This is a genomic window from Sporolactobacillus sp. CQH2019 (genome assembly GCF_028765345.1).
Taxonomy (GTDB): Bacteria; Bacillota; Bacilli; order Bacillales; family Sporolactobacillaceae; genus Sporolactobacillus.
This window is the reverse complement of the sequence record NZ_JARAJZ010000002.1, coordinates 400,312-419,277: the sequence shown is the minus strand read 5'-3', so window position 1 is coordinate 419,277 and position 18,966 is coordinate 400,312. Positions and strand designations below refer to the sequence as shown.

Annotated in this window: 16 protein-coding genes; all 16 read left to right on the top strand. The window is 49.5% G+C overall.

Annotation, left to right across the window (positions count from 1 at the left end; all coding sequences use genetic code 11):
• Nucleotides 1–274: 274 nt before the first annotated feature.
• On the top strand, nucleotides 275–1,210 hold the full coding sequence (locus OYT88_RS04985; protein ID WP_274398291.1) for a phosphate ABC transporter substrate-binding protein: 936 nt from the start codon (nucleotides 275–277) through the stop codon (nucleotides 1,208–1,210).
• Nucleotides 1,211–1,345: 135 nt separating this feature from the next.
• Entirely contained in the window at nucleotides 1,346–2,305 is a 960-nt protein-coding gene (pstC, locus tag OYT88_RS04980; RefSeq protein ID WP_274398290.1) for a phosphate ABC transporter permease subunit PstC, read from the top strand.
• The gene (pstA, locus tag OYT88_RS04975) at nucleotides 2,305–3,189 is read left to right on the top strand and encodes a phosphate ABC transporter permease PstA (RefSeq protein WP_274398289.1); all 885 of its coding nucleotides are present in this window, start codon (nucleotides 2,305–2,307) and stop codon (nucleotides 3,187–3,189) included. The genes pstC and pstA overlap by 1 nt, the downstream gene beginning before the upstream one ends.
• A gap of 28 nt (nucleotides 3,190–3,217) precedes the next feature.
• Nucleotides 3,218–4,018, top strand: coding sequence for a phosphate ABC transporter ATP-binding protein PstB (gene pstB / locus OYT88_RS04970; protein WP_274398314.1), 801 nt, complete (start codon nucleotides 3,218–3,220; stop codon nucleotides 4,016–4,018).
• A 58-nt stretch (nucleotides 4,019–4,076) separates the two neighbouring features.
• On the top strand, nucleotides 4,077–4,772 hold the full coding sequence (locus OYT88_RS04965; protein WP_274398288.1) for a response regulator transcription factor: 696 nt from the start codon (nucleotides 4,077–4,079) through the stop codon (nucleotides 4,770–4,772).
• The gene (gene pnpS / locus OYT88_RS04960; RefSeq protein WP_274398287.1) at nucleotides 4,753–6,471 is read left to right on the top strand and encodes a two-component system histidine kinase PnpS; all 1,719 of its coding nucleotides are present in this window, start codon (nucleotides 4,753–4,755) and stop codon (nucleotides 6,469–6,471) included. Before OYT88_RS04965 ends, pnpS begins: the two co-directional genes overlap by 20 nt.
• A 67-nt stretch (nucleotides 6,472–6,538) precedes the next feature.
• Nucleotides 6,539–9,169: a DNA polymerase I gene (polA, locus tag OYT88_RS04955; RefSeq protein ID WP_274398286.1), complete on the top strand. Its 2,631-nt coding sequence runs from the start codon at nucleotides 6,539–6,541 to the stop codon at nucleotides 9,167–9,169.
• 112 nt (nucleotides 9,170–9,281) lie between these two features.
• Nucleotides 9,282–10,121: a DNA-formamidopyrimidine glycosylase gene (gene mutM, locus OYT88_RS04950; protein ID WP_274398285.1), complete on the top strand. Its 840-nt coding sequence runs from the start codon at nucleotides 9,282–9,284 to the stop codon at nucleotides 10,119–10,121.
• A complete protein-coding gene (gene coaE, locus OYT88_RS04945; RefSeq protein ID WP_274398312.1) occupies nucleotides 10,115–10,714 on the top strand; it encodes a dephospho-CoA kinase in 600 nt (199 codons plus the stop codon). Before mutM ends, coaE begins: the two co-directional genes overlap by 7 nt.
• Before the next feature lie 102 nt (nucleotides 10,715–10,816).
• Nucleotides 10,817–11,308 carry a transcriptional regulator NrdR gene (gene nrdR / locus OYT88_RS04940; RefSeq protein ID WP_274398284.1) on the top strand — a complete coding sequence of 164 codons (492 nt, stop codon included), beginning with the start codon at nucleotides 10,817–10,819 and terminating at the stop codon, nucleotides 11,306–11,308.
• A 165-nt stretch (nucleotides 11,309–11,473) separates the two neighbouring features.
• Nucleotides 11,474–12,850, top strand: coding sequence for a replication initiation and membrane attachment family protein (locus OYT88_RS04935; protein ID WP_274398283.1), 1,377 nt, complete (start codon nucleotides 11,474–11,476; stop codon nucleotides 12,848–12,850).
• Between the two features lie 24 nt (nucleotides 12,851–12,874).
• Complete coding sequence (gene dnaI / locus OYT88_RS04930) at nucleotides 12,875–13,807, top strand: primosomal protein DnaI (protein ID WP_274398282.1); 933 nt, start codon at nucleotides 12,875–12,877, stop codon at nucleotides 13,805–13,807.
• 152 nt (nucleotides 13,808–13,959) lie between these two features.
• Entirely contained in the window at nucleotides 13,960–14,808 is an 849-nt protein-coding gene (gene ytxC / locus OYT88_RS04925) for a putative sporulation protein YtxC (protein WP_274398281.1), read from the top strand.
• 582 nt (nucleotides 14,809–15,390) lie between these two features.
• On the top strand, nucleotides 15,391–15,633 hold the full coding sequence (locus OYT88_RS04920; protein WP_274398280.1) for a YrzI family small protein: 243 nt from the start codon (nucleotides 15,391–15,393) through the stop codon (nucleotides 15,631–15,633).
• Between the two features lie 206 nt (nucleotides 15,634–15,839).
• On the top strand, nucleotides 15,840–16,418 hold the full coding sequence (locus OYT88_RS04915; protein WP_274398279.1) for a DJ-1 family glyoxalase III: 579 nt from the start codon (nucleotides 15,840–15,842) through the stop codon (nucleotides 16,416–16,418).
• A gap of 494 nt (nucleotides 16,419–16,912) precedes the next feature.
• Entirely contained in the window at nucleotides 16,913–18,844 is a 1,932-nt protein-coding gene (gene thrS, locus OYT88_RS04910) for a threonine--tRNA ligase (RefSeq protein WP_274398278.1), read from the top strand.
• Nucleotides 18,845–18,966 lie beyond the last annotated feature (122 nt).

The following is an 18,966-nucleotide window of genomic DNA, read 5'->3' as shown; positions in this document are numbered from 1 at the left end:
TCCATCCATATTTTTGATGATTTGTCTGCATTATCCATACTTCAATCTCAGTTTAGAACAGATAGGCTAGATATTCGGAGAAAACACGAGATATTCTAAGAAAACATTTATTTTATAGAGGGAGTGTGTGCAGTCAGCAAAATTCCGTGTAAATCGACAAGTAAACCATTGCGTTTACAAAATATTTACATGGGCTTCATACTCGATTAAAAGAGGAACCTTAATATGGGAAGTGCAATAAGGTCACTCAAAACTTGAGGGGGAAAACATTCTCATGAAAAAGAAAAGCTTGCTAACGATTGGCTTGTTTCTTGTTCTTGCCCTGACGCTGGTCCTCGGCGCATGCGGGAACGGAAGCAGCTCAGGAAGCAGCACATCGAGCTCCAGCTCAAAATCCAGTGCTTCGAGCTCTGCACCACTTTCAGGTAAGCTGACAATCGGCGGTTCAACGGCCCTGCAGCCGCTTGCTGCACAAGCTGCAAAAGAATTTATGGACAAGAATCCTAATGTTCAGATCGACGTCCAGGGCGGCGGCAGCGGTACCGGATTGAGTGAAGTATCGGCCGGCAACTTTGACATCGGCAACTCCGACATTTTTGCAGAAAGCAAAAAAGGCATTGACGCATCAGCATTGACTGACAACAAAGTAGCCGTCGTCGGCATGACGGCCGCTGTCAATCCCCAGGTCGGCGTAACGAATCTTTCGAAGGCAGACCTTCAGAAAGTTTTCACCGGTCAGGTCACGAACTGGAGCCAGGTCGGCGGTAAAAATGTGAAGATTACGTTGGTAAACCGTTCTGCCACTTCAGGTACGAGAGCAACTTTCGATCAGTTCGCTCTGGATAACAAGACCCCTGCAGAAGGTATTACTCAGGATTCGTCCAACACGGTTAAGAAGATCGTTGCTCAGACTCCTGGCGCAATCGGCTATCTTGCCCTCTCTTATTTCACTGCCGGTGACAAATCGATCGTTAAACTCTCCATTGACGGAGTACAGGCTACGGAAGACAACGTCGCCAGCGGCAAATTCCCGGTTTGGTCTTATGAACACATGTATACGAAGGGCGCACCGACAGGCCTTGCCAAAGCGTTCATCGATTACATGATGAGTGACACCGTTCAGACGAAGGATCTTCCGGCACAAGGCTATCTGACGGTTAACAAAATGCAAGTCGTACGTGATGCTTCCGGCAAGACAACAAACAAATAAACCGGATGTTATGTACTTAATTAGAAAATAAGATGAATTTAAGCTGTCGACGGCTAAGCGGGATTTGTATTTTACATCCCGCTTACCGTCGTATCTATGAAAAATGCTCTGAGTTGTAAAAAATGAGGTGTAACGATGAAAATCAGCAAAGCGATGATCAGCCCGTCGGATGGCCGTTCAGAATCATCGTTGTTAAGAGAAAAAGGTTTGATTAAGAGGTTCACCGACCGATACAGTGAATCCAGGGGAAAAGTTATCATCTTCGGCAGTGCCATCATCGTCATCGTAGCGGTTGTCGCTATCACATTGTTCCTGACGCTTCAGGGGTTACGGTCCTTTTTCGTCGATCATATAAACTTTTGGACTTTTATTACGGGAACGGATTGGAATCCCGATCAGACAAAAAATCCGTCTTTCGGGGCCTTCGCATTTATCTTCGGTTCGATGTCCGTTACTTTGCTGTCGGCACTGATTGCTACACCCGTTGCCATCGGGTCCGCCATATTTATGGCGGAGCTGGCTAAAAAATGGGGCCAGAAATTGCTGCAGCCCGTTATTGAGATCCTTGTCGGCATCCCTTCTGTTGTCTATGGATTTATCGGACTGACCACGATCGTTCCGTTTATGCGTGTTCATTTCGGAGGTTCCGGATTCAACCTGCTGGCAGGAGCGATTGTCGTTGGTATTATGATTCTGCCTACCGTTACGAGTATTGCCGCGGACAGCATACGTGCGGTTCCGGATTCGCTGCGCGAGGCATCCTATGCCATCGGTGCCACAAAATGGCAGACGATCTGGAGAGTCGTTATTCCGGCAGCCGGATCGAGTCTTATAACGGCTATCGTTCTCGGCATGTCCCGGGCATTCGGAGAGGCATTGGCCGTTCAGATGGTCATTGGCAACGCAACTAAATTTCCTCACTCTATTTTTGATCCCACCGCCACTTTAACAACGATCATTACCTTAAGCATGGGCGATACGATTTCCGGCAGCCGGGTCAATGATGCTCTTTGGTCACTGGGACTGATTCTATTAATCATATCCTATATCTTTATTCTCATTCTCAGGCTGCTTTCCAGAAGGAGGAATGCGTGATGAACAGCAAGGTGACCAATCGCATCGCTCTTTCACTGATCGTTTTTTGTGCGTTGATTATGGTGGCTACTCTGGCGGCTTTACTGGGTTATATTTTAATAAAAGGCATTCCGAGTGTCTCCTGGCACTTCCTTACGTCGGAATCGAGCGCTTTTATGGCCGGGGGCGGGATCAAAGATCAGCTCTGGAATTCGTTCTACGTCCTGATCATCACGATGATACTGACCGTCCCGATCGGCACGAGCGGAGGAATCTACCTCGCTGAATATGCCCGGCCTGGTAAACTGACTTCTTTCATCCGTTCGTGCGTTGAAGTGCTTGCATCCTTGCCTTCCATCGTTGTCGGGATGTTCGGCATGCTGATTTTCGTCAATTACTTCGGCTTCAAATTTTCTGTTCTTTCCGGTGCACTCGCGTTAACGGTTTTTAATCTTCCGGTTATCGTCCGGGTGACCGAAGACGGTTTCCGTTCCTTGCCGCTTCATCAAAAAGAGGGGGGCCTCGCTCTCGGACTCACTCATTGGCATACCATTAAGACCATTCTTCTCCCGGAAGCTTTTCCAAGCATTTTAACAGGAATTATCCTGTCCGCAGGGCGGGTATTCGGTGAATCTGCGGCTCTGCTGTTTACAGCCGGAATGTCCACTCCGGATCTCAATTTTACGGATTGGAATCCCGTATCGCCGAATTCACCTCTGAATTTATTCCGTTCTGCTGAAACACTGTCGGTTCATATCTGGGCGGTCAATACATCAGGAATCATACCCGATATCCAGACAGTGGCTAACGGTTCATCGGCTGTTCTGGTCATCTGTGTCCTGTTGTTTAACTTGCTTGCGCGGGGTCTCGGTAAAGTCGTTAATCAAAAATTATCAGGAAGATAATGGGGAGGAAAAGAAGATGGTAGTCCAGATGGAAAATAAAATTACGTCCTTTGTAAATAGCGAAGCCGAGGATCGTCCTGTTTTAATAAATGTTCAAGACACAAATATTTACTATGGTGATAATCATGCGGTGAAAGATGTAAATATGCCGATTCATGAAAAATCGATTACTGCTCTGATCGGTCCGTCCGGGTGCGGAAAATCGACATTTATCCGTACGATAAACAGGATGAACGACTTGATTCCCTCTGCAAGATGCGAAGGGAATATCGAATATCGCGGAGTCAATATATTAAGTCCGAAAGTAGATGTCGTGAAGCTGCGTACGGAAATCGGGATGGTCTTTCAGCAGCCGAACCCGTTTCCAAAATCAATCAGCGAGAATATTCAGCTTCCTCTGAAATTTGCAGGTATCCACAACAAAAAAAGATTGAAAGACGTCACGGAAAGCTGCCTGAAACAGGTCGGGCTGTGGGAAGAAGTAAAAGATCGTCTGGACCGGTCCGCCATCGGCCTGTCGGGCGGGCAGCAGCAGCGTTTGTGCATTGCGCGCGCGCTTGCTCTGAAACCGGCCGTGATTCTTCTTGACGAACCGACTTCGGCGCTTGATCCTGTTTCCAGTGCGAAAATCGAGGAACTGCTCCTTCAGCTCAAAAAAGAATACACGATTGTCATTGTCACCCACAATATGCAGCAGGCTGCCCGAATCGCCGATTATACCGCTTTCTTCTACCAGGGCGAATTAGTTGAATTCGGCACGACAAAAACACTTTTCACGGCACCTGAAAAGAAAAGCACGTCGGATTATATTTGCGGACGATTTGGCTGATCGAAACACGAAGTTCTATAGTAATGTTCGGATCACACAAACAGGGGGAGGGTCCGTCTTGGCTAAAAAAATACTGGTTGTCGACGATGAACCGTCCATTGTGACCTTACTCTCTTTTAATCTAAAAAAATCGGGTTATGAGGTCATCACAGCCGGGAATGGCTCCGATGCATTGTCGATAGTCAAAGAACAGCATCCGGATCTGATCGTTCTTGATCTGATGCTTCCCGAAATGGATGGCATGGATGTTTGCAAGAGACTTCGCCAGGATTTCATCTTTATTCCGATTCTAATGCTGACTGCACGCGACGACGAGCTCGATAAAATACTTGGCCTTGAACTGGGCGCAGACGACTATATGACCAAACCGTTCAGTCCGCGCGAGGTAGTTGCCCGTGTCAAAGCTATTTTGCGCCGTACCGATATTGGAAAACAGGAACAGAATGAAATTCTGACTGCCGGCGATATTAAGGTCTATCCGAATAATTTTGAAGCGACGTTTAAAGATCAGGAGCTGCTTCTGACTCCGAAAGAGTTCGAGCTGCTTGTCTACATGATGCAGCACAAGGGCAGAGTGCTGACCCGGGAGCAGCTGCTGAACGCCGTGTGGAACTATGAATTTGCCGGCGACACACGCATTGTCGATGTCCACGTCAGCCATCTCAGAGAAAAAATAGAAGACATGACACGAAAACCGCTCTATATAAAGACTGTAAGAGGGTTGGGTTATAAACTTGAAGAGCCGAAAGCTTGAAAAAAACGTATGGATCCGCTGGGGATTAGTGATTGCCGGCCTATTGTTTCTTATTTTTGTTCTCAACCAGGTTGTTCAGGTTGCCTGTTCTCAACTGGATCAGGAGAGGATGGCGGATCGAAGCAGCTGGATTCAATCCATAACGGTTCATGACGGATCTCTCGATTTGGCGCATGCGCGGGAGGGACTGACAGCCTATGCGCAAAAATTGCCGGTTAAGATTGCCATTTATGACAGGGACCGCCATGTGCTCTACTCTTCAAAGAATCAAAGCAGAGAAGCGCTTTCCTCAAATCAATCGAATGTTTTTTATGAGACGGCGAATTCCTCTGTATACATAACTCCGTTAAAAGCGGATCGGCAGATTATCGGCTATCTGCGGCTGGAAAGCAGCAAAACGGTCGTAGTCGGGCTGGGTCTGCTTTACTTTTTTTTCTTTGTTCTCGGCCTGGGCCTGCTTTTCTATCGGGACTATCTCGTGCGTTCCTATGATGTCCCGATTCGGTTTGCGGCACGGATGGCGGAAAATATACTTGACGGATCCTACCACCTGACAGCTTCGGACAGTGTCAAACGGGAAAGTGTCCTGCGGCTGAACCTGGCAATGAATCGCCTTTCCGAAACTCTTCATGAGATAAACCGGTCCTATTCCAGCCAAAGGGACAGCATGACGACGCTTATTGAAAATATCGGCAACGGGCTGCTTTTTATTGACGGCAACGGCCGGATTGATTATGTTAATAAGACCTTTAAAGAAGACTTTAAAACAGCCGCATCTCATTGGGAACTTGCCGACTATCAGGAGGTAATCCCCTACGATGAGGTGAAAGAGATGATCGATGAGGCTTTTCAGTCCAAAAAGCGATTGAAAAAACAACTTCAGCTGACCGTGCATATTGAAAGGAAACATTTCGATGTCTCCTGCGCGCCGATTCTCGACCACCATAAAAAAGTCAAAGGCATTGTGGTTGTTTTCCACGATATTACGGAAATTAAGAAGTTGGAAAACATGCGCAAAGACTTCGTTGCCAATGTCTCTCATGAACTGAAAACGCCGATTACTTCACTGATTGGTTTTACCGAGACGCTGCTTGACGGAGCCAAGGACGATAAGCAGCTTGAAACGCAGTTTTTAAATATCATTCTTCACGAAGGCAGACGGCTCCAGAACCTGATCAAAGATCTGCTCGATCTGTCAAAAATCGAACGCGAGCATTTCACGATTCAATGGCAGAAGGTCTCTCTCTCCAAATTGCTGGACGCAGCTTTATTGATTTTTAAAGAAAAGGCCGACGGGAAAAAGATTGCCATTGACCGGCTTCCGGGCGATGAAGGCTGGGCGCTTGGCGATCCGTACCGCATTCGCCAGATTATGATTAATCTGATCACCAATGCGATCTCCTATACTCCCGAACAGGGCAGAATTGTCCTTTCCGTCAAAGAAACAGCTGATAAGTCAAAGTTTATCATTTCAGATAACGGAATCGGTATTGAAAAAGAACAGATACCAAGAATATTTGAACGCTTCTATCGCGTCGATAAAGCCAGGAGCCGCGATTCGGGCGGTACCGGGCTTGGGCTTGCCATCGTCAAGCATTTGGTTGAAGTGCATGAAGGCAGCATAGACGTTAAGAGCGAACCCGGCAAGGGAACGACATTTACCATATCTTTCAAAAAAACGCGGCCGCCGATTGGATAAAAGCGTCATCTTGCTTTAAAATAAAAAGCGAGGAAAGAACGGATGTTTTGCACTCCAGGAGGATAGCATGAAGAAACTTGTTCTAATAGACGGCAACAATGTTGTTTATCGCGCTTTTTTTGCGCTCCCATTACTGAGCAACAACAGGGGTATGTATACGAATGCCGTATACGGATTCACCATGATGCTTCTGAAAGCGATCGAAGAGGAGCAGCCGACCCATCTTCTCGTTGCTTTTGATGCCGGCAAGACCACTTTCCGGCACAGCACTTTCAAAGACTATAAAGGCGGGCGTCAGAAAACGCCTCCCGAACTTTCTCAGCAGCTTCCGTTTGTTTATCAGCTGCTCGATGCAATGGGCATCAAACGATATGATCTTGACAATTATGAAGCGGACGATATTGTCGGCACGCTGTCAAAAAGAGCGCAAGAGGCGGGGTTCGCAGTAGACATTATTACCGGCGACAGGGATTATCTGCAGCTTGTCGGGGACCGCGTCAATGTCTCGCTGATTAAAAAAGGAATTACCGACACCACTGTCTACGATATTCAAAAAGTCAGAGAACGTTACGGAATCGATCCTGAAGGCGTCATCGATCTGAAAGGCCTGATGGGAGACGCTTCCGACAACATTCCCGGTGTTCCGGGCGTCGGAGAGAAGACGGCGATCAAGCTGCTGAAACAGTTCGGGACGGTTGAGGGCGTCTATCAGCAGCTTGACAGGGTCTCCGGGAAGAAATTGAAAGAAAATCTCGGGGCCAATCGTGATCAGGCGCTGATGAGCAAGCAAATCGCAACGATCGACAGGAATTCGCCGGTACAAGTTGCTCTCGATGACTGTGCTTTTGAAAACAAAACCACACCCGAATTAACAGAACTGTTCCGTGAGCTCGGCTTTCAGTCGCTGCTTGAGAAAATGGACCTTCCGCAGAAGGAGAAGGAACCGTCCGCGATGGCGCCGATCAAAATAGAGGCTGTTGAATCTTTTTCCAAGGATCAGCTTGTGTCTCCGAGTGCGCTGGTTGTGGAAATACTGGATGAAAACTATCATTACGCGGACATCCTCGGCTTTGCCGTTTCCAATAAAAGCGGCACTTATTTTATTCAGACGGATAAAGGGCTGCATGATCCGCTCTTCTGTCGCTGGCTGGCAGACGGCGCGCAGGAGAAGATCGTCCTTGACGGGAAACAGGCAGAAGTCGCCCTGAATTGGCGTGGACAAAAACTGAACGGCCTCGTTTTCGACGTCGGGCTGGCCTCTTATCTTATCGATCCGTCCGAGGCCGGGCAGGATCTGGCAGTGGTGGCTCAAAAAAGAGGCATCACGGATGTCGAAACAGACGATGCTTTTTACGGGAAAGGCGCCAAACGGGTCATTCCGGAAGGAAACGGTCAGGCCGGCCACTTGGGGCGCAAAGCGGCGGTGCTGTTTGCCCTGAAACCGATACTTGAAGAGAAATTGAGAACCAATCAGCAGGAACAGCTGCTTTCGGAACTTGAAATGCCGCTGTCGCGCGTACTGGCCAGAATGGAGTTTACCGGCGTTAAAACAAGCGGTGAGACGCTGAAGGCAATGGGCAGGGAACTGGACGCGACTCTCGAAGTGATCGAACAGGATATTTATCGTTCGGCGAGTGTATCGTTTAACATCAATTCTCCGAAGCAGCTTGGAGAGGTGCTGTTCGAAAAGCTGATGCTTCCGCCTGTAAAAAAAACAAAAACAGGCTATTCTACGGCCGCGGATGTTTTGGAGAAACTGCGCGGCCGTCACGAAATCGTCGGCAAAATTCTTGATTACCGCCAGCTGGGCAAGCTGAAATCCACGTATGTTGAAGGCTTGCTTAAGGTGATCAATCCGAAAACGGGTAAAGTCCATACATGCTACAATCAGTCGCTGACCCAGACGGGCCGGCTCAGCTCGACAGACCCGAATCTACAGAATATACCGATCAGACTTGAAGAGGGCCGCAAGATCCGCAAAGCTTTCCTGCCGTCTGAACCCGGATGGCAAATGTTTTCGGCGGACTATTCCCAGATTGAACTTCGAGTGCTCGCTCATATTGCCGACGATACGAACCTGAAACAGGCGTTCATTGACGGGCTGGACATCCACACCAAGACAGCGATGGATGTTTTTGGTGTGGAAAAGGACGAGGTGACGGCACTGATGCGCCGCCATGCAAAAGCCGTCAATTTTGGCATCATTTATGGAATCAGCGACTACGGCCTGTCGCAAAACCTCGGGATCACGCGAAAAGAAGCGGGCCGGTTTATTGAAAAATACTTGGAAAGCTATCCGGGCGTTCAACGCTACATGAAAGAGATCGTCCAAAAAGCGAGAAAATCCGGTTTTGTGACAACTTTACTAAACAGGCGGCGCTATCTGCCGGAGATCACAAGCCGCAATTACAATCTGCGCAGCTTTGCCGAACGGACGGCGATGAACACGCCGATTCAGGGCAGTGCCGCCGATGTGATCAAGAAAGCGATGGTCATCATGGATCGCCGGCTGGCCGAGGAACATCTAAAATCACGCATGCTGCTTCAGGTGCATGATGAACTGATTTTTGAAGTTCCCGAAGAGGAAATTGAAAGAATGAAGCAGATCGTACCGGAGGTCATGGAACATGCCATTACGCTGAATGTTCCGTTAAAAGTGGAATGCGCGTACGGTCCGACCTGGTACGACGCCAAATGATCCGGGAGCGGGCGGCGCGAATACGCCGCGCGGCCCATCGAACCGGGTTCAGCGATTTCCGATCAGCTTTTCAGGGAATCCGCTGACCTTTATGAAAAAGGGAGAGCAGGCAATGCCGGAACTACCGGAAGTAGAAACCGTCAAAAGAACACTGAATGAACTGGTCATCGGCAAAACGGTTGAGCATGTCGAGATCCGCTGGCCCAAAATTATCAGGCGTCCGCAGGATGCCGGAGAGTTTGCCCGGCTGATGGCGGGCGAAACGCTGCATCATGTCGGCCGGAGAGGCAAATTTTTGCTTTTTTGCTTCGACAGCAAGGTCCTTGTTTCCCACCTGAGAATGGAAGGAAGATACAGACTGGATCGGGAGAACGTTCCCGTCGACCCATATACTCATGTCATTTTTCATTTTACCGACGATACCTCCCTGCGTTATCGCGATGTCCGTAAATTCGGGACGATGCATCTTTTCAGGAAGGGCGAGGAATGGAGGATGCTTCCGCTCAAAGAGCTGGGGCCCGAACCGTTCTCAAACTCTTTTTCGGCAGAAAGCCTGGCGCTGAGCTGCCGAAAAACGACGCGGGCTGTCAAACCGATGCTGCTGGATCAGCGCGCGGTTGTCGGACTGGGAAATATTTATACGGACGAAGCGCTTTTCAGAGCACGTATCCACCCGCTTACTCCTGCCGCGGATCTAACGATGCCGCAGATTAAAACGCTGCACGAAGCGATCGTCGAAACGCTCGGGGAGGCCGTGAAAATGGGCGGAAGCACGATCCGGACCTTTGTGAACAGCCGGGGGCACGCCGGTTTTTTTCAACAGAAATTGCAGGTATACGGACGCAAAGGGATGCCGTGCCCAAGGTGCGGGACGGCAATAGAGAAGATAAAAGTGGGCGGAAGGGGCACACATTTCTGTCCCGCCTGCCAGATTCGGGTGACGGGATCATGATTAAAGTCGGACTGACGGGCGGAATAGCCAGCGGGAAAACCACAGTGTCCGACTGGCTGAGAGCCCGCCGCTATCCACTGATCGACGCAGACCGGATCGCACGCGAAGTGGTTGCTCCCGGTGAACCGGGTTTATCCGCAATAGCCGGTGTTTTCGGGCAGGACATCATTCTGAAGAACGGGACACTGGACCGGCAGGCACTCGGCAGATTGATTTTCAATGATGAAAAAAAGCGCCGGCAGCTTAATGAACTGCTTCATCCGCTGATCAGGGAACGGATCGGATCCCGAGTGAAACAATTCCGGGAATCGGGTGCCCGTGCCGTTTTTCTTGATATTCCTCTGCTGTTTGAGGGGTCTCTTGATCGGTGGACGGATAAGACCCTTGTCGTCTATGTTTCGAAAGACAATCAACTCAGGCGGCTGATGTCGAGAAACCATTTCACGGAAACGGAAGCGCTGGCCCGGATTGATGCGCAGATGTCCCTTGAGGAAAAGAAAAAAATGGCTGATGCAGTCATTGATAATAACGGTTCAGTCGAAGAAACGGTCAGGCAGCTTCAGTCCATTTTAAAACAATGGAATCTTTTATAATTTTCACCGTTTTGTTCCGCAGGTGCAGACCTTTGCTTTTCATCCGGCTCCTTGTACGATAAAATAAAACTAACATCTAATACTTGGATTGAGGTGGAGAGAATGCGCTGTCCAAGCTGTAAAAAAGACGGGACCAAGGTACTGGATTCCCGTCCCGTGAACAGCGGGCGGGCGATTCGCAGAAGGAGAGAGTGCGAATTTTGTCATTACCGATTCACAACTTTTGAAAAAGTCGAAGAGACTCCTTTGATCGTTGTGAAGAAGGGCGACAATCGCGAGGCTTTCAGCAGCAACAAGATCCTGCGCGGGCTCATTAAGGCATGCGAAAAGCGTCCGGTCCCTCTGGAAAAGCTTGAAAACCTGGCGAACAGCGTGGAGAAAAAGCTTCGCGATGACGGGCGTTCTGAAGTGAACAGTCATGAAATCGGCGAGATGGTGATGAATGAGCTGGCCAAAGTCGATGAAGTAGCCTATGTACGTTTTGCTTCGGTCTATCGTCAGTTCAAAGATATCAATGTATTTGCACAGGAGATTCAGGAACTGAAGGATCAGCTGGAAAAAGCCAAAAACAGCCGAAAGGATGGGGACGGCTGACCTGATCTTTTTGGATGCGGCTGAGGGAGAATCGGTAAAGAGACCGATGCGGCTCCGTTTTGTAAAACAAGAGCCTGTGGCAGCGATTATGCGCCCAAGGCGTATCCTGAACTTTTTGAACGCCCTCTTTATACAGGACAGGATGATACGGAAGGGGGGACAAATATGCTGCAATCATGGAGAGAAGTGCTTCCGGGCGATCATTATACGGTCAGAGCGGACGGACTTCTCAATTATTATGATCAGAAAATTATCACACAGCTTTATCAGCCGCTCGTCGGTATTGAAGCGACGAGTCTCTATTTTTCGCTGCGGCAGGAGACGGGGCGCGGGCAAAACGATCAGACGGCGACTCATCACCATTTGATGGGAACAATGAATCTTTCGCTCGACCGCATTCTTCAGGCGAGAAAGAAGCTTGAAGCAGTCGGCCTGCTCCGGACGCTGAAGAAAAAGCAGTCGGATCCCGCTTTCTTTATGTATCTGCTGGTGCCGCCGCTCACACCGAATCAGTTTTTTAATGACGGGCTGCTGAACGTCTTTCTCTATCACCAGATCGGCTCGAAGGATTATCATCGTTTAAGCGAGCTATTTCTCGAGCAGCCCCCGGATTCAGAGGGCTTTGAGGATTTGTCCGCCGCTTTTGACGAAGTCTTTGAATCCATTCCGAGCAGCGAATTTTCCCGCGACCTGCAGGAGGACACACGCTGGGAGGATCGTGCACATCCGCAAAGACTGAAGTTCCGCAGCCATTTTGATTTCAGTCAGCTGAAGAATTATCTGTCCGACGCCATTGTTTCCGGGGAAGCACTGACTGAAGATGTCAGAGACGCCATTGAGAAACTTGCCTGCGTCTATCAGACGGACCCCTTTGACATGAGCCGGGCCGTCGAATCGGCGTCTCTGCATACGGGGACGGTGGATATCGGCCTGCTCAGAAAAGAAGTTCGGGACTATTACCGCCTGGAGCATGGGCCGAATGAGATGCCGGCTTTATATGAACGGACGCAGCCGGCGGAGGCCTGCGAGATGAGCGATAAAGTGCCTCAGACTGAGGAAGAGCAGCTGATTTCCTGGTATGAGACGAACTCGCCGTATCAATTGCTTGAGGAGCTCGGACACGGCAGCAAACCAGCGGCGCCCGATCTGCGTCTGGTGGAAAATCTGATGTTCGATACAAAATTGAATCCCGGTGTGATCAATGTACTGATTGATTATATTTCGAAGGTGAACGATAATAATTTAAACAAATCTTTTGTTGAGAAAGTAGCTGCCCAATGGTCGCGGGAAAACGTCCGGACCGTGCGCAACGCAATGTCTGTGGCCCGCGAAGAAAAGAAAAAACATACACAGCAGAAACTGCCGTCAGCAGCAAAGAGGCCGGCGGCAAACCGCAAACAGCCGGGCAGGGCCCGCAGCGAAGTCGTTCCGAAGTGGATGAAAAATCGGGACAAGGCGGGCGGCAAACGTCCGGACGGGGTTACGGAAGAAGAAGCTCAAAAACGGGCCAAGTGGCTTGAAGACTATTTAAATAGCATCTAATCACAAAAAGCGGGGGGCGAAGAAATGGAGCCAATCAAATCGGTACTGCGGGATATTGCAGATGAGCGGGGCATTCAGCAGGACCGGGAACGCCTGGCGGATAAACTGCTGGCCGCGAATCCGCGGATTGCCGGCTTTGTCCGGCAGAATCCGCAGATTACAAGACCGGTCTGGATGAAAAACGTCTCGGAGCTGTATCAGTTTGCCGAAGAATGGAACCATTGCGATCATTGTCCGGGGCTGGACAAGTGCCCGAATATGATGCAGGGATACAGGCCGGAGCTGATGAACGACAAGGGCAGACCGGTCCTTGCTTTTTCCCCGTGCCCCCTGTTTCAGAAACGAACGGCGAGCCGGCGGCAGAGCCGGTTAATTCGCAGTTACTATGTCCCGAAAGACATCCTGCAGGCAACGTTTGAGACGATCGATAAACGGGAACCGGGGCGTCAGCAGGCGCTGAAAGCTGCGGGTGATTTTGTCAAATCCTATCTCGACGGCGGAAGCGCAAAAGGGCTGTATGTCTGCGGACGGTTCGGCATCGGAAAAACGTATTTGATGGGTGCAGTGATGAATCGTCTGGCCGAACGCCGTTCGATCGCTTCGCTGATTGTCTACGCACCAGATTTTTTCCGGGAAATCAAAGGGGCCATTCAGGACAATTCTGTGGATAGAAAAGTCGATGTTCTGAAGAAAACCCCCGTTCTGATTCTCGACGACATCGGGGCGGAAACGATGACGCCGTGGATCCGCGACGAAGTGCTCGGCAGTATTCTCCAGTACCGGATCATGGAACATCTCCCGACACTGTATACATCCAATTTTGATTATGATGAACTGGAGGATCATTTTTCGTATTCGCAGAAAAGCGGTGTGGAAAGTGTTAAGGCCGAGCGCCTGATGGAACGCATCCGTCATTATACCGCACTTGTCCGGATGGAGGGCGCCAATCGCAGGTAGCTGCGGGGCCGGAAGCGTTTCCGCAGTTGCAGGATCGGCGGCCGGCAGAATAAGCATAGAACTTTTTTGAAAGAAAAGACGGCAGCGGGAGCATGATCCGCACCTCCCTCCCATATAGTTTTTATATAAGATGGGACGGGGAGGATGAACCATTGGATATTGCATTTGAAACCAGGCAGGAAGCTGTTGATTTTTACAGAGGGCTGCCTTCCACTTTCAGACAGACGGCGAGTGTGCTCCTGATCAACAGCCGTCTGGCCGTTTTTCCGGAGAATGAGTCCGAATATAAAGAATTTGCCCGTTTTATTTCACGGTTCATTATTGACAGGTATGAAAAAAAATGGCTGACAGAAATCATCGAGAGACATTATTTTTTTAGCGAACCGGAGGAAAAGGTTGCCATACTGGGCATTGTTGCCGCTATTTTTGCCGGCGAGAAGAACGATCTTCCGCAGACGGACGGACTGCCCGATCGCAAACAGCTGATTATCGATTCGCTGGCCGACATCCTGACGGAGCACGGTACGCTGTCCTTTCAGTCGATTCTCAGATTCCGGCTGACGGCTTATCGGGAAGGGCTCCGCCGTTTTGTCGAGATTGCGATTGATGAATACAAGCTGGAGCAGGAATATCAGGTATTCATTGACAAACTGCGCCGGATTATACGGGCTTATAAACCGCTTTGTGAAAAAATAGAAGTGTTTGACGAATCGCCCTTCAAATTATTTGACGATCATCACCGGCTGATCCGCAATGTGCAGTCGGTGCGCTCCTTCTATCCGCTGTTAAAACAGTGGGGCATTGAGGCAGAGCCGTCGATTATTCTGACGCTGATTGCCCTGGCGCCGAAGCAGGTCGTTGTCTATACCGACCGGCCGGAGCATGGGATGATGAAAACGCTGCATCAGGTATTTGAAGACCGTGTCTGCTTTCTCCCCAGCAGTTTTGCCGCGGAAAACGAGGCCGGCTATTCACCGATGACGAGGGCGAACACGGAATAATAACCGAGGCTCCTTCAGTTCACGTACCCGGCCGACCGGGCGTGTGAATCCGTCATCCGCTCATCTGAAAGGTAATAAGCGATACTCAGCGGGACGATCATCCCGGATGGGCCGATGTGCGATTGACACATGGGAGCGCAACCCGCCGGCCCGGATGAGCCACTGGGGAGAATTGAGGCCGGCTGACGGTGCACTTTACGATCTGGAAGAATAAGAAGGATAATCATTAAAAATACAAAAAGGGCTTTACAAGACAATTTTTTCCATATAGAATAAAAGTGTTATATAAGTTTTTAAGGAGGCTTGTCACAATGGTGATGAATAACGGACTCATTTATTCAGTTTCACCAATTGAATATCACGTTGTGACGGCCTCGGGAGCAGATCGTTTGAATCATTGAAAAATTTTAATCACTGAAACAAACCGCAGGTCATCAATGACTGCGGTCTTTTTGCGCCCTTTTTAGGATAAGGCCGTTTCGGCTTCACGCCGTCAGGGCCTTTTTCTGTATATAGGACCGGCTGTGCATCTATGGCGGGTTTTTATATAAATCGCTTAATTACAAATAGGAGGCGAAAGATATGCCGGCATTTTTATTAAAAAACGGCACGTATCCTGCAGCATCGGTACTGATGAATCAAGCCATTCAAAAACGGGGAGGAGGGAATCGAATGCTGAGACTGAACTTTCTTGACCTCACACTGACGATCACTGTCAGGCGGCCGCCATCCGTTCAGCAGCGTTATGAAGATGAACAAAGAATCAAAATGCTGATGGAACAAATGCTCGACAGACGGATCGATTATTCGCGATATTACAGATAATCAGGAGGATCTCTTAAAAAAACGGCAATGGCACCTGCCGATTTTGTTTTTTGGGGTGTGGACGGCCTAATTTTCTAATAACCGCTGTTTGAAAATATTTTGAGCGGCCATCATTATTCTATGTACTTAAAAAGCCGGAAATTTTGAAAGGATGCTTCCCAATATGCTACGATAAATGTATCAATATATTTCCGGAGGTGAATTCATTGAAAAAATTTCTTGTCTTGCTGGCGGACGGTTTTGAAGAAACGGAAGCGGTGACTGTCATCGATGTGCTTCGGAGGGGAGGCGTCGGCGTTGTCCTGTGCGCTCTTGAAAATAAACAAGTTGAAGGATCCCGGAAGATCGTGATTCAGGCGGATACGACGATCGATGCCGGCCCATTCACGGACTTCGACGGCATCTATCTTCCCGGCGGAGCAAAAGGTGCAACGACGCTGAGGGACGATGAACGGGTGCAGGAACTGATCCGTTATTATAAGGAAGAAGGCAGGAAGGTTGCCGCCATCTGTGCCGCGCCGATTGCTCTGGAACGGGCCGGTGTTCTGAAGGGCGAGACGGTGACGAGCAATCCGAATTTCCGTAGCCACATCAAGGATGCCGACTATGTTGAAGATCCTGTCGTTGTTTCCGGAAATATCATTACGTCGAGAGCCGCAGGGACCGCGCTTCCGATCGGTCTGGAAATTCTTCGCCAGCTCGGGCTGGAGAAAGAGGCAAAACAGGTCAGCAGCGACATGCTTTTTGATTTTCTGATGGATAATCGGGAAAAAATTAAAGCCTGAATCCGCTGCCTGCGTTCTGAGAGGCCCGGCGCTCCGCGCTTTTCAGCAGCGGCCGCCCGTTTCTTCTCGCTTTTTTGGCCGAGCGAATGAACTTGATTTCCGTCCGCGGACGTCCTATAATCAAAAATAGATTTCAATAGATGATCGGTGACGATGAGGACATGGGTTTTTCGGAACTGTTTTCAGAGAAGGAATGAGGGTGCGAATTCCTAACAGTGCGGAAAGCTTACCACCTCTGAACTTTGGCGGAGAACACGAGTATCCGCCGACGGCTTATTCCGTTATCAGATTCCTGAGCTGTCACGTGCGCTGTTAAGCAGGCTAACAAATTGGCCGGCAGAGTCGCCCGGACAGGAAATTGGGTGGAACCACGAGAAAGCACTCGTCCCTTTTGCGGACGGGTGCTTTTTCCGCAGATACGAAGCTTTTCCATCCATCACCTCTTCTTTCGAAGAAATCGCATCACTGAGTTGAAGTCAAAGGAGTGTTCTTTCATGTCAGTTATTCATATCACGTTTCCCGATCATAAGGTGAAGGAATTCCAGTCGGGTGTGACCACGGCGGAGATCGCGGCGTCGATATCATCGAGCCTTAAGAAAAAAGCGGTGGCCGGGAAAGTCAATCATAATTTGTATGATTTGACACGACCGATTGAAGAAGATGCTTCGATTGAAATAATTTCCCTTGATTCCGACGAGGGAATCGCGATCATGAGGCACAGCTGTGCGCACCTGCTCGCCCAGGCGCTGAGACGTCTCTATCCCGAAGTCAGGCTTGGAATCGGACCTGTTATTGAAAACGGCTTTTATTATGATGTAGACCTGTCGCATTCCCTGACAAAGGAAGATTTTCCGGCGATTGAAAAAGAAATGAAAAAAATTGTTGCCGAAAATCTGCCGATTGTCCGTGAAGAGGTTTCCCGTGAGAAAGCCGTTCAGATTTTTACGGAAATAAATGATCCTTTGAAGCTTGAGCTGATTCACGATCTTCCTGAAGACGCGGCCATCACGATCTACAGGCAGGGTGAATATGTAGATCTTTGCCGCGGGCCGCACCTGCCTTCCACCGGCAGGATTAGATCCTTTAAACTGATGAGCGTTGCCGGTGCCTACTGGCGCGGCGACAGCAATAATAAGATGCTGCAGCGCGTTTACGGCGTCGCGTTCCTGAATCAGAAAGATCTTGACGGCCATCTCCATTTTCTCGAAGAGGCACAAAAAAGAGATCATCGCAAGCTTGGCAAACAGCTCGGACTGTTCATGTTTTCCGAGGAGGCACCCGGAATGCCCTTCTATCTGGCAAACGGACAGATCGTCCGCACGGAATTGGAAAATTTCTCACGTGAGCTGCAGCGGCAAGCCGATTATCAGGAGGTACGTACGCCCCTGATGATGAATCAGAGACTTTGGGAAAACTCCGGCCACTGGGATCATTACCATGAGAATATGTACTTTACCAAGGTGGATGATATCAGCTACGCCCTGAAGCCGATGAATTGTCCGGGCCATATGCTGATTTATAAAGATACCCTTCATTCCTACCGCGATCTTCCGATAAGGATTGCCGAATTCGGCCAGGTTCACCGTCACGAACTCAGCGGGGCGCTGAACGGTATGCTGCGGGTCCGCACATTCTGTCAGGACGATGCGCATATCTTTGTCCGGCCGGATCAGATCGAAAGTGAAATTAAAAACATTTTTGAGCTGATCGGCAAAATATACAGCACCTTCGGCTTTGAGTATACAGTGGAGCTCTCGACCCGCCCGGAAGACCATATGGGCAGTATTGAACTTTGGGATCAGGCGGAAGCTTCTCTAAGCCACGTATTGGAAGATATGAATATGCCGTACAGCATTAATGAGGGCGACGGCGCCTTCTACGGTCCAAAAATTGATTTTCATATTAAGGACGCTCTGGGGCGGAGCCATCAATGCGCGACGATCCAGCTCGATTATCAAATGCCGGAAAAATTTGATCTGACTTATATCGACGAAAATAATGAAAAGGTGCGTCCGGTGGTCATTCATCGCGCCATTTACGGTTCGCTTGACCGCTTCTTCGGCATCCTGATCGAACATTTTGCCGGCGCGTTCCCGACGTGGCTGGCGCCCGTTCAGGCCGAGCTCATACCGGTTGCCGATGTCCATCTGGACTATGCCTCTAAACTCGAGCATGATTTAAAAGCGACCGGCATCCGGGCACACGCCGATCGCCGTGCGGAAAAGCTGGGCTACAAGATCCGCGACGCTCAGACGCATAAAATTCCGTACACACTTGTCGTCGGCGATCATGAAATCGAGAGCAGCACGATCAATGTCCGCAAATACGGCGAACAGGAATCCAACACGGTCCCGTACGAGACATTTAAAGCCGCCATACTTGAAGAAATTAAGAAAAGGGTCACGAAAAAACCGGTCGTTAAATAATTTCCGGTCGTAAAGAGCAGCATGCCGGCCGTTAAAACGTTCACGAATGGAAGTTGATTTTCCGGAATCCGGGAGGCGGGGCGCAGGCCTTGCAAAAAGCATATTGGCGTGCTATAGTGGAA

Coding starts and splice junctions, on each gene's coding strand:
- OYT88_RS04985 (WP_274398291.1), top strand. CDS start 275: ATGAAAAAGAAAAGCTTGCTAACGATTGGCTTGTTTCTTGTTCTTGCC.
- pstC (WP_274398290.1), top strand. CDS start 1,346: ATGAAAATCAGCAAAGCGATGATCAGCCCGTCGGATGGCCGTTCAGAA.
- pstA (WP_274398289.1), top strand. CDS start 2,305: ATGAACAGCAAGGTGACCAATCGCATCGCTCTTTCACTGATCGTTTTT.
- pstB (WP_274398314.1), top strand. CDS start 3,218: ATGGAAAATAAAATTACGTCCTTTGTAAATAGCGAAGCCGAGGATCGT.
- polA (WP_274398286.1), top strand. CDS start 6,539: ATGAAGAAACTTGTTCTAATAGACGGCAACAATGTTGTTTATCGCGCT.
- mutM (WP_274398285.1), top strand. CDS start 9,282: ATGCCGGAACTACCGGAAGTAGAAACCGTCAAAAGAACACTGAATGAA.
- nrdR (WP_274398284.1), top strand. CDS start 10,817: ATGCGCTGTCCAAGCTGTAAAAAAGACGGGACCAAGGTACTGGATTCC.
- OYT88_RS04935 (WP_274398283.1), top strand. CDS start 11,474: ATGCTGCAATCATGGAGAGAAGTGCTTCCGGGCGATCATTATACGGTC.
- dnaI (WP_274398282.1), top strand. CDS start 12,875: ATGGAGCCAATCAAATCGGTACTGCGGGATATTGCAGATGAGCGGGGC.
- OYT88_RS04920 (WP_274398280.1), top strand. CDS start 15,391: ATGCCGGCATTTTTATTAAAAAACGGCACGTATCCTGCAGCATCGGTA.
- thrS (WP_274398278.1), top strand. CDS start 16,913: ATGTCAGTTATTCATATCACGTTTCCCGATCATAAGGTGAAGGAATTC.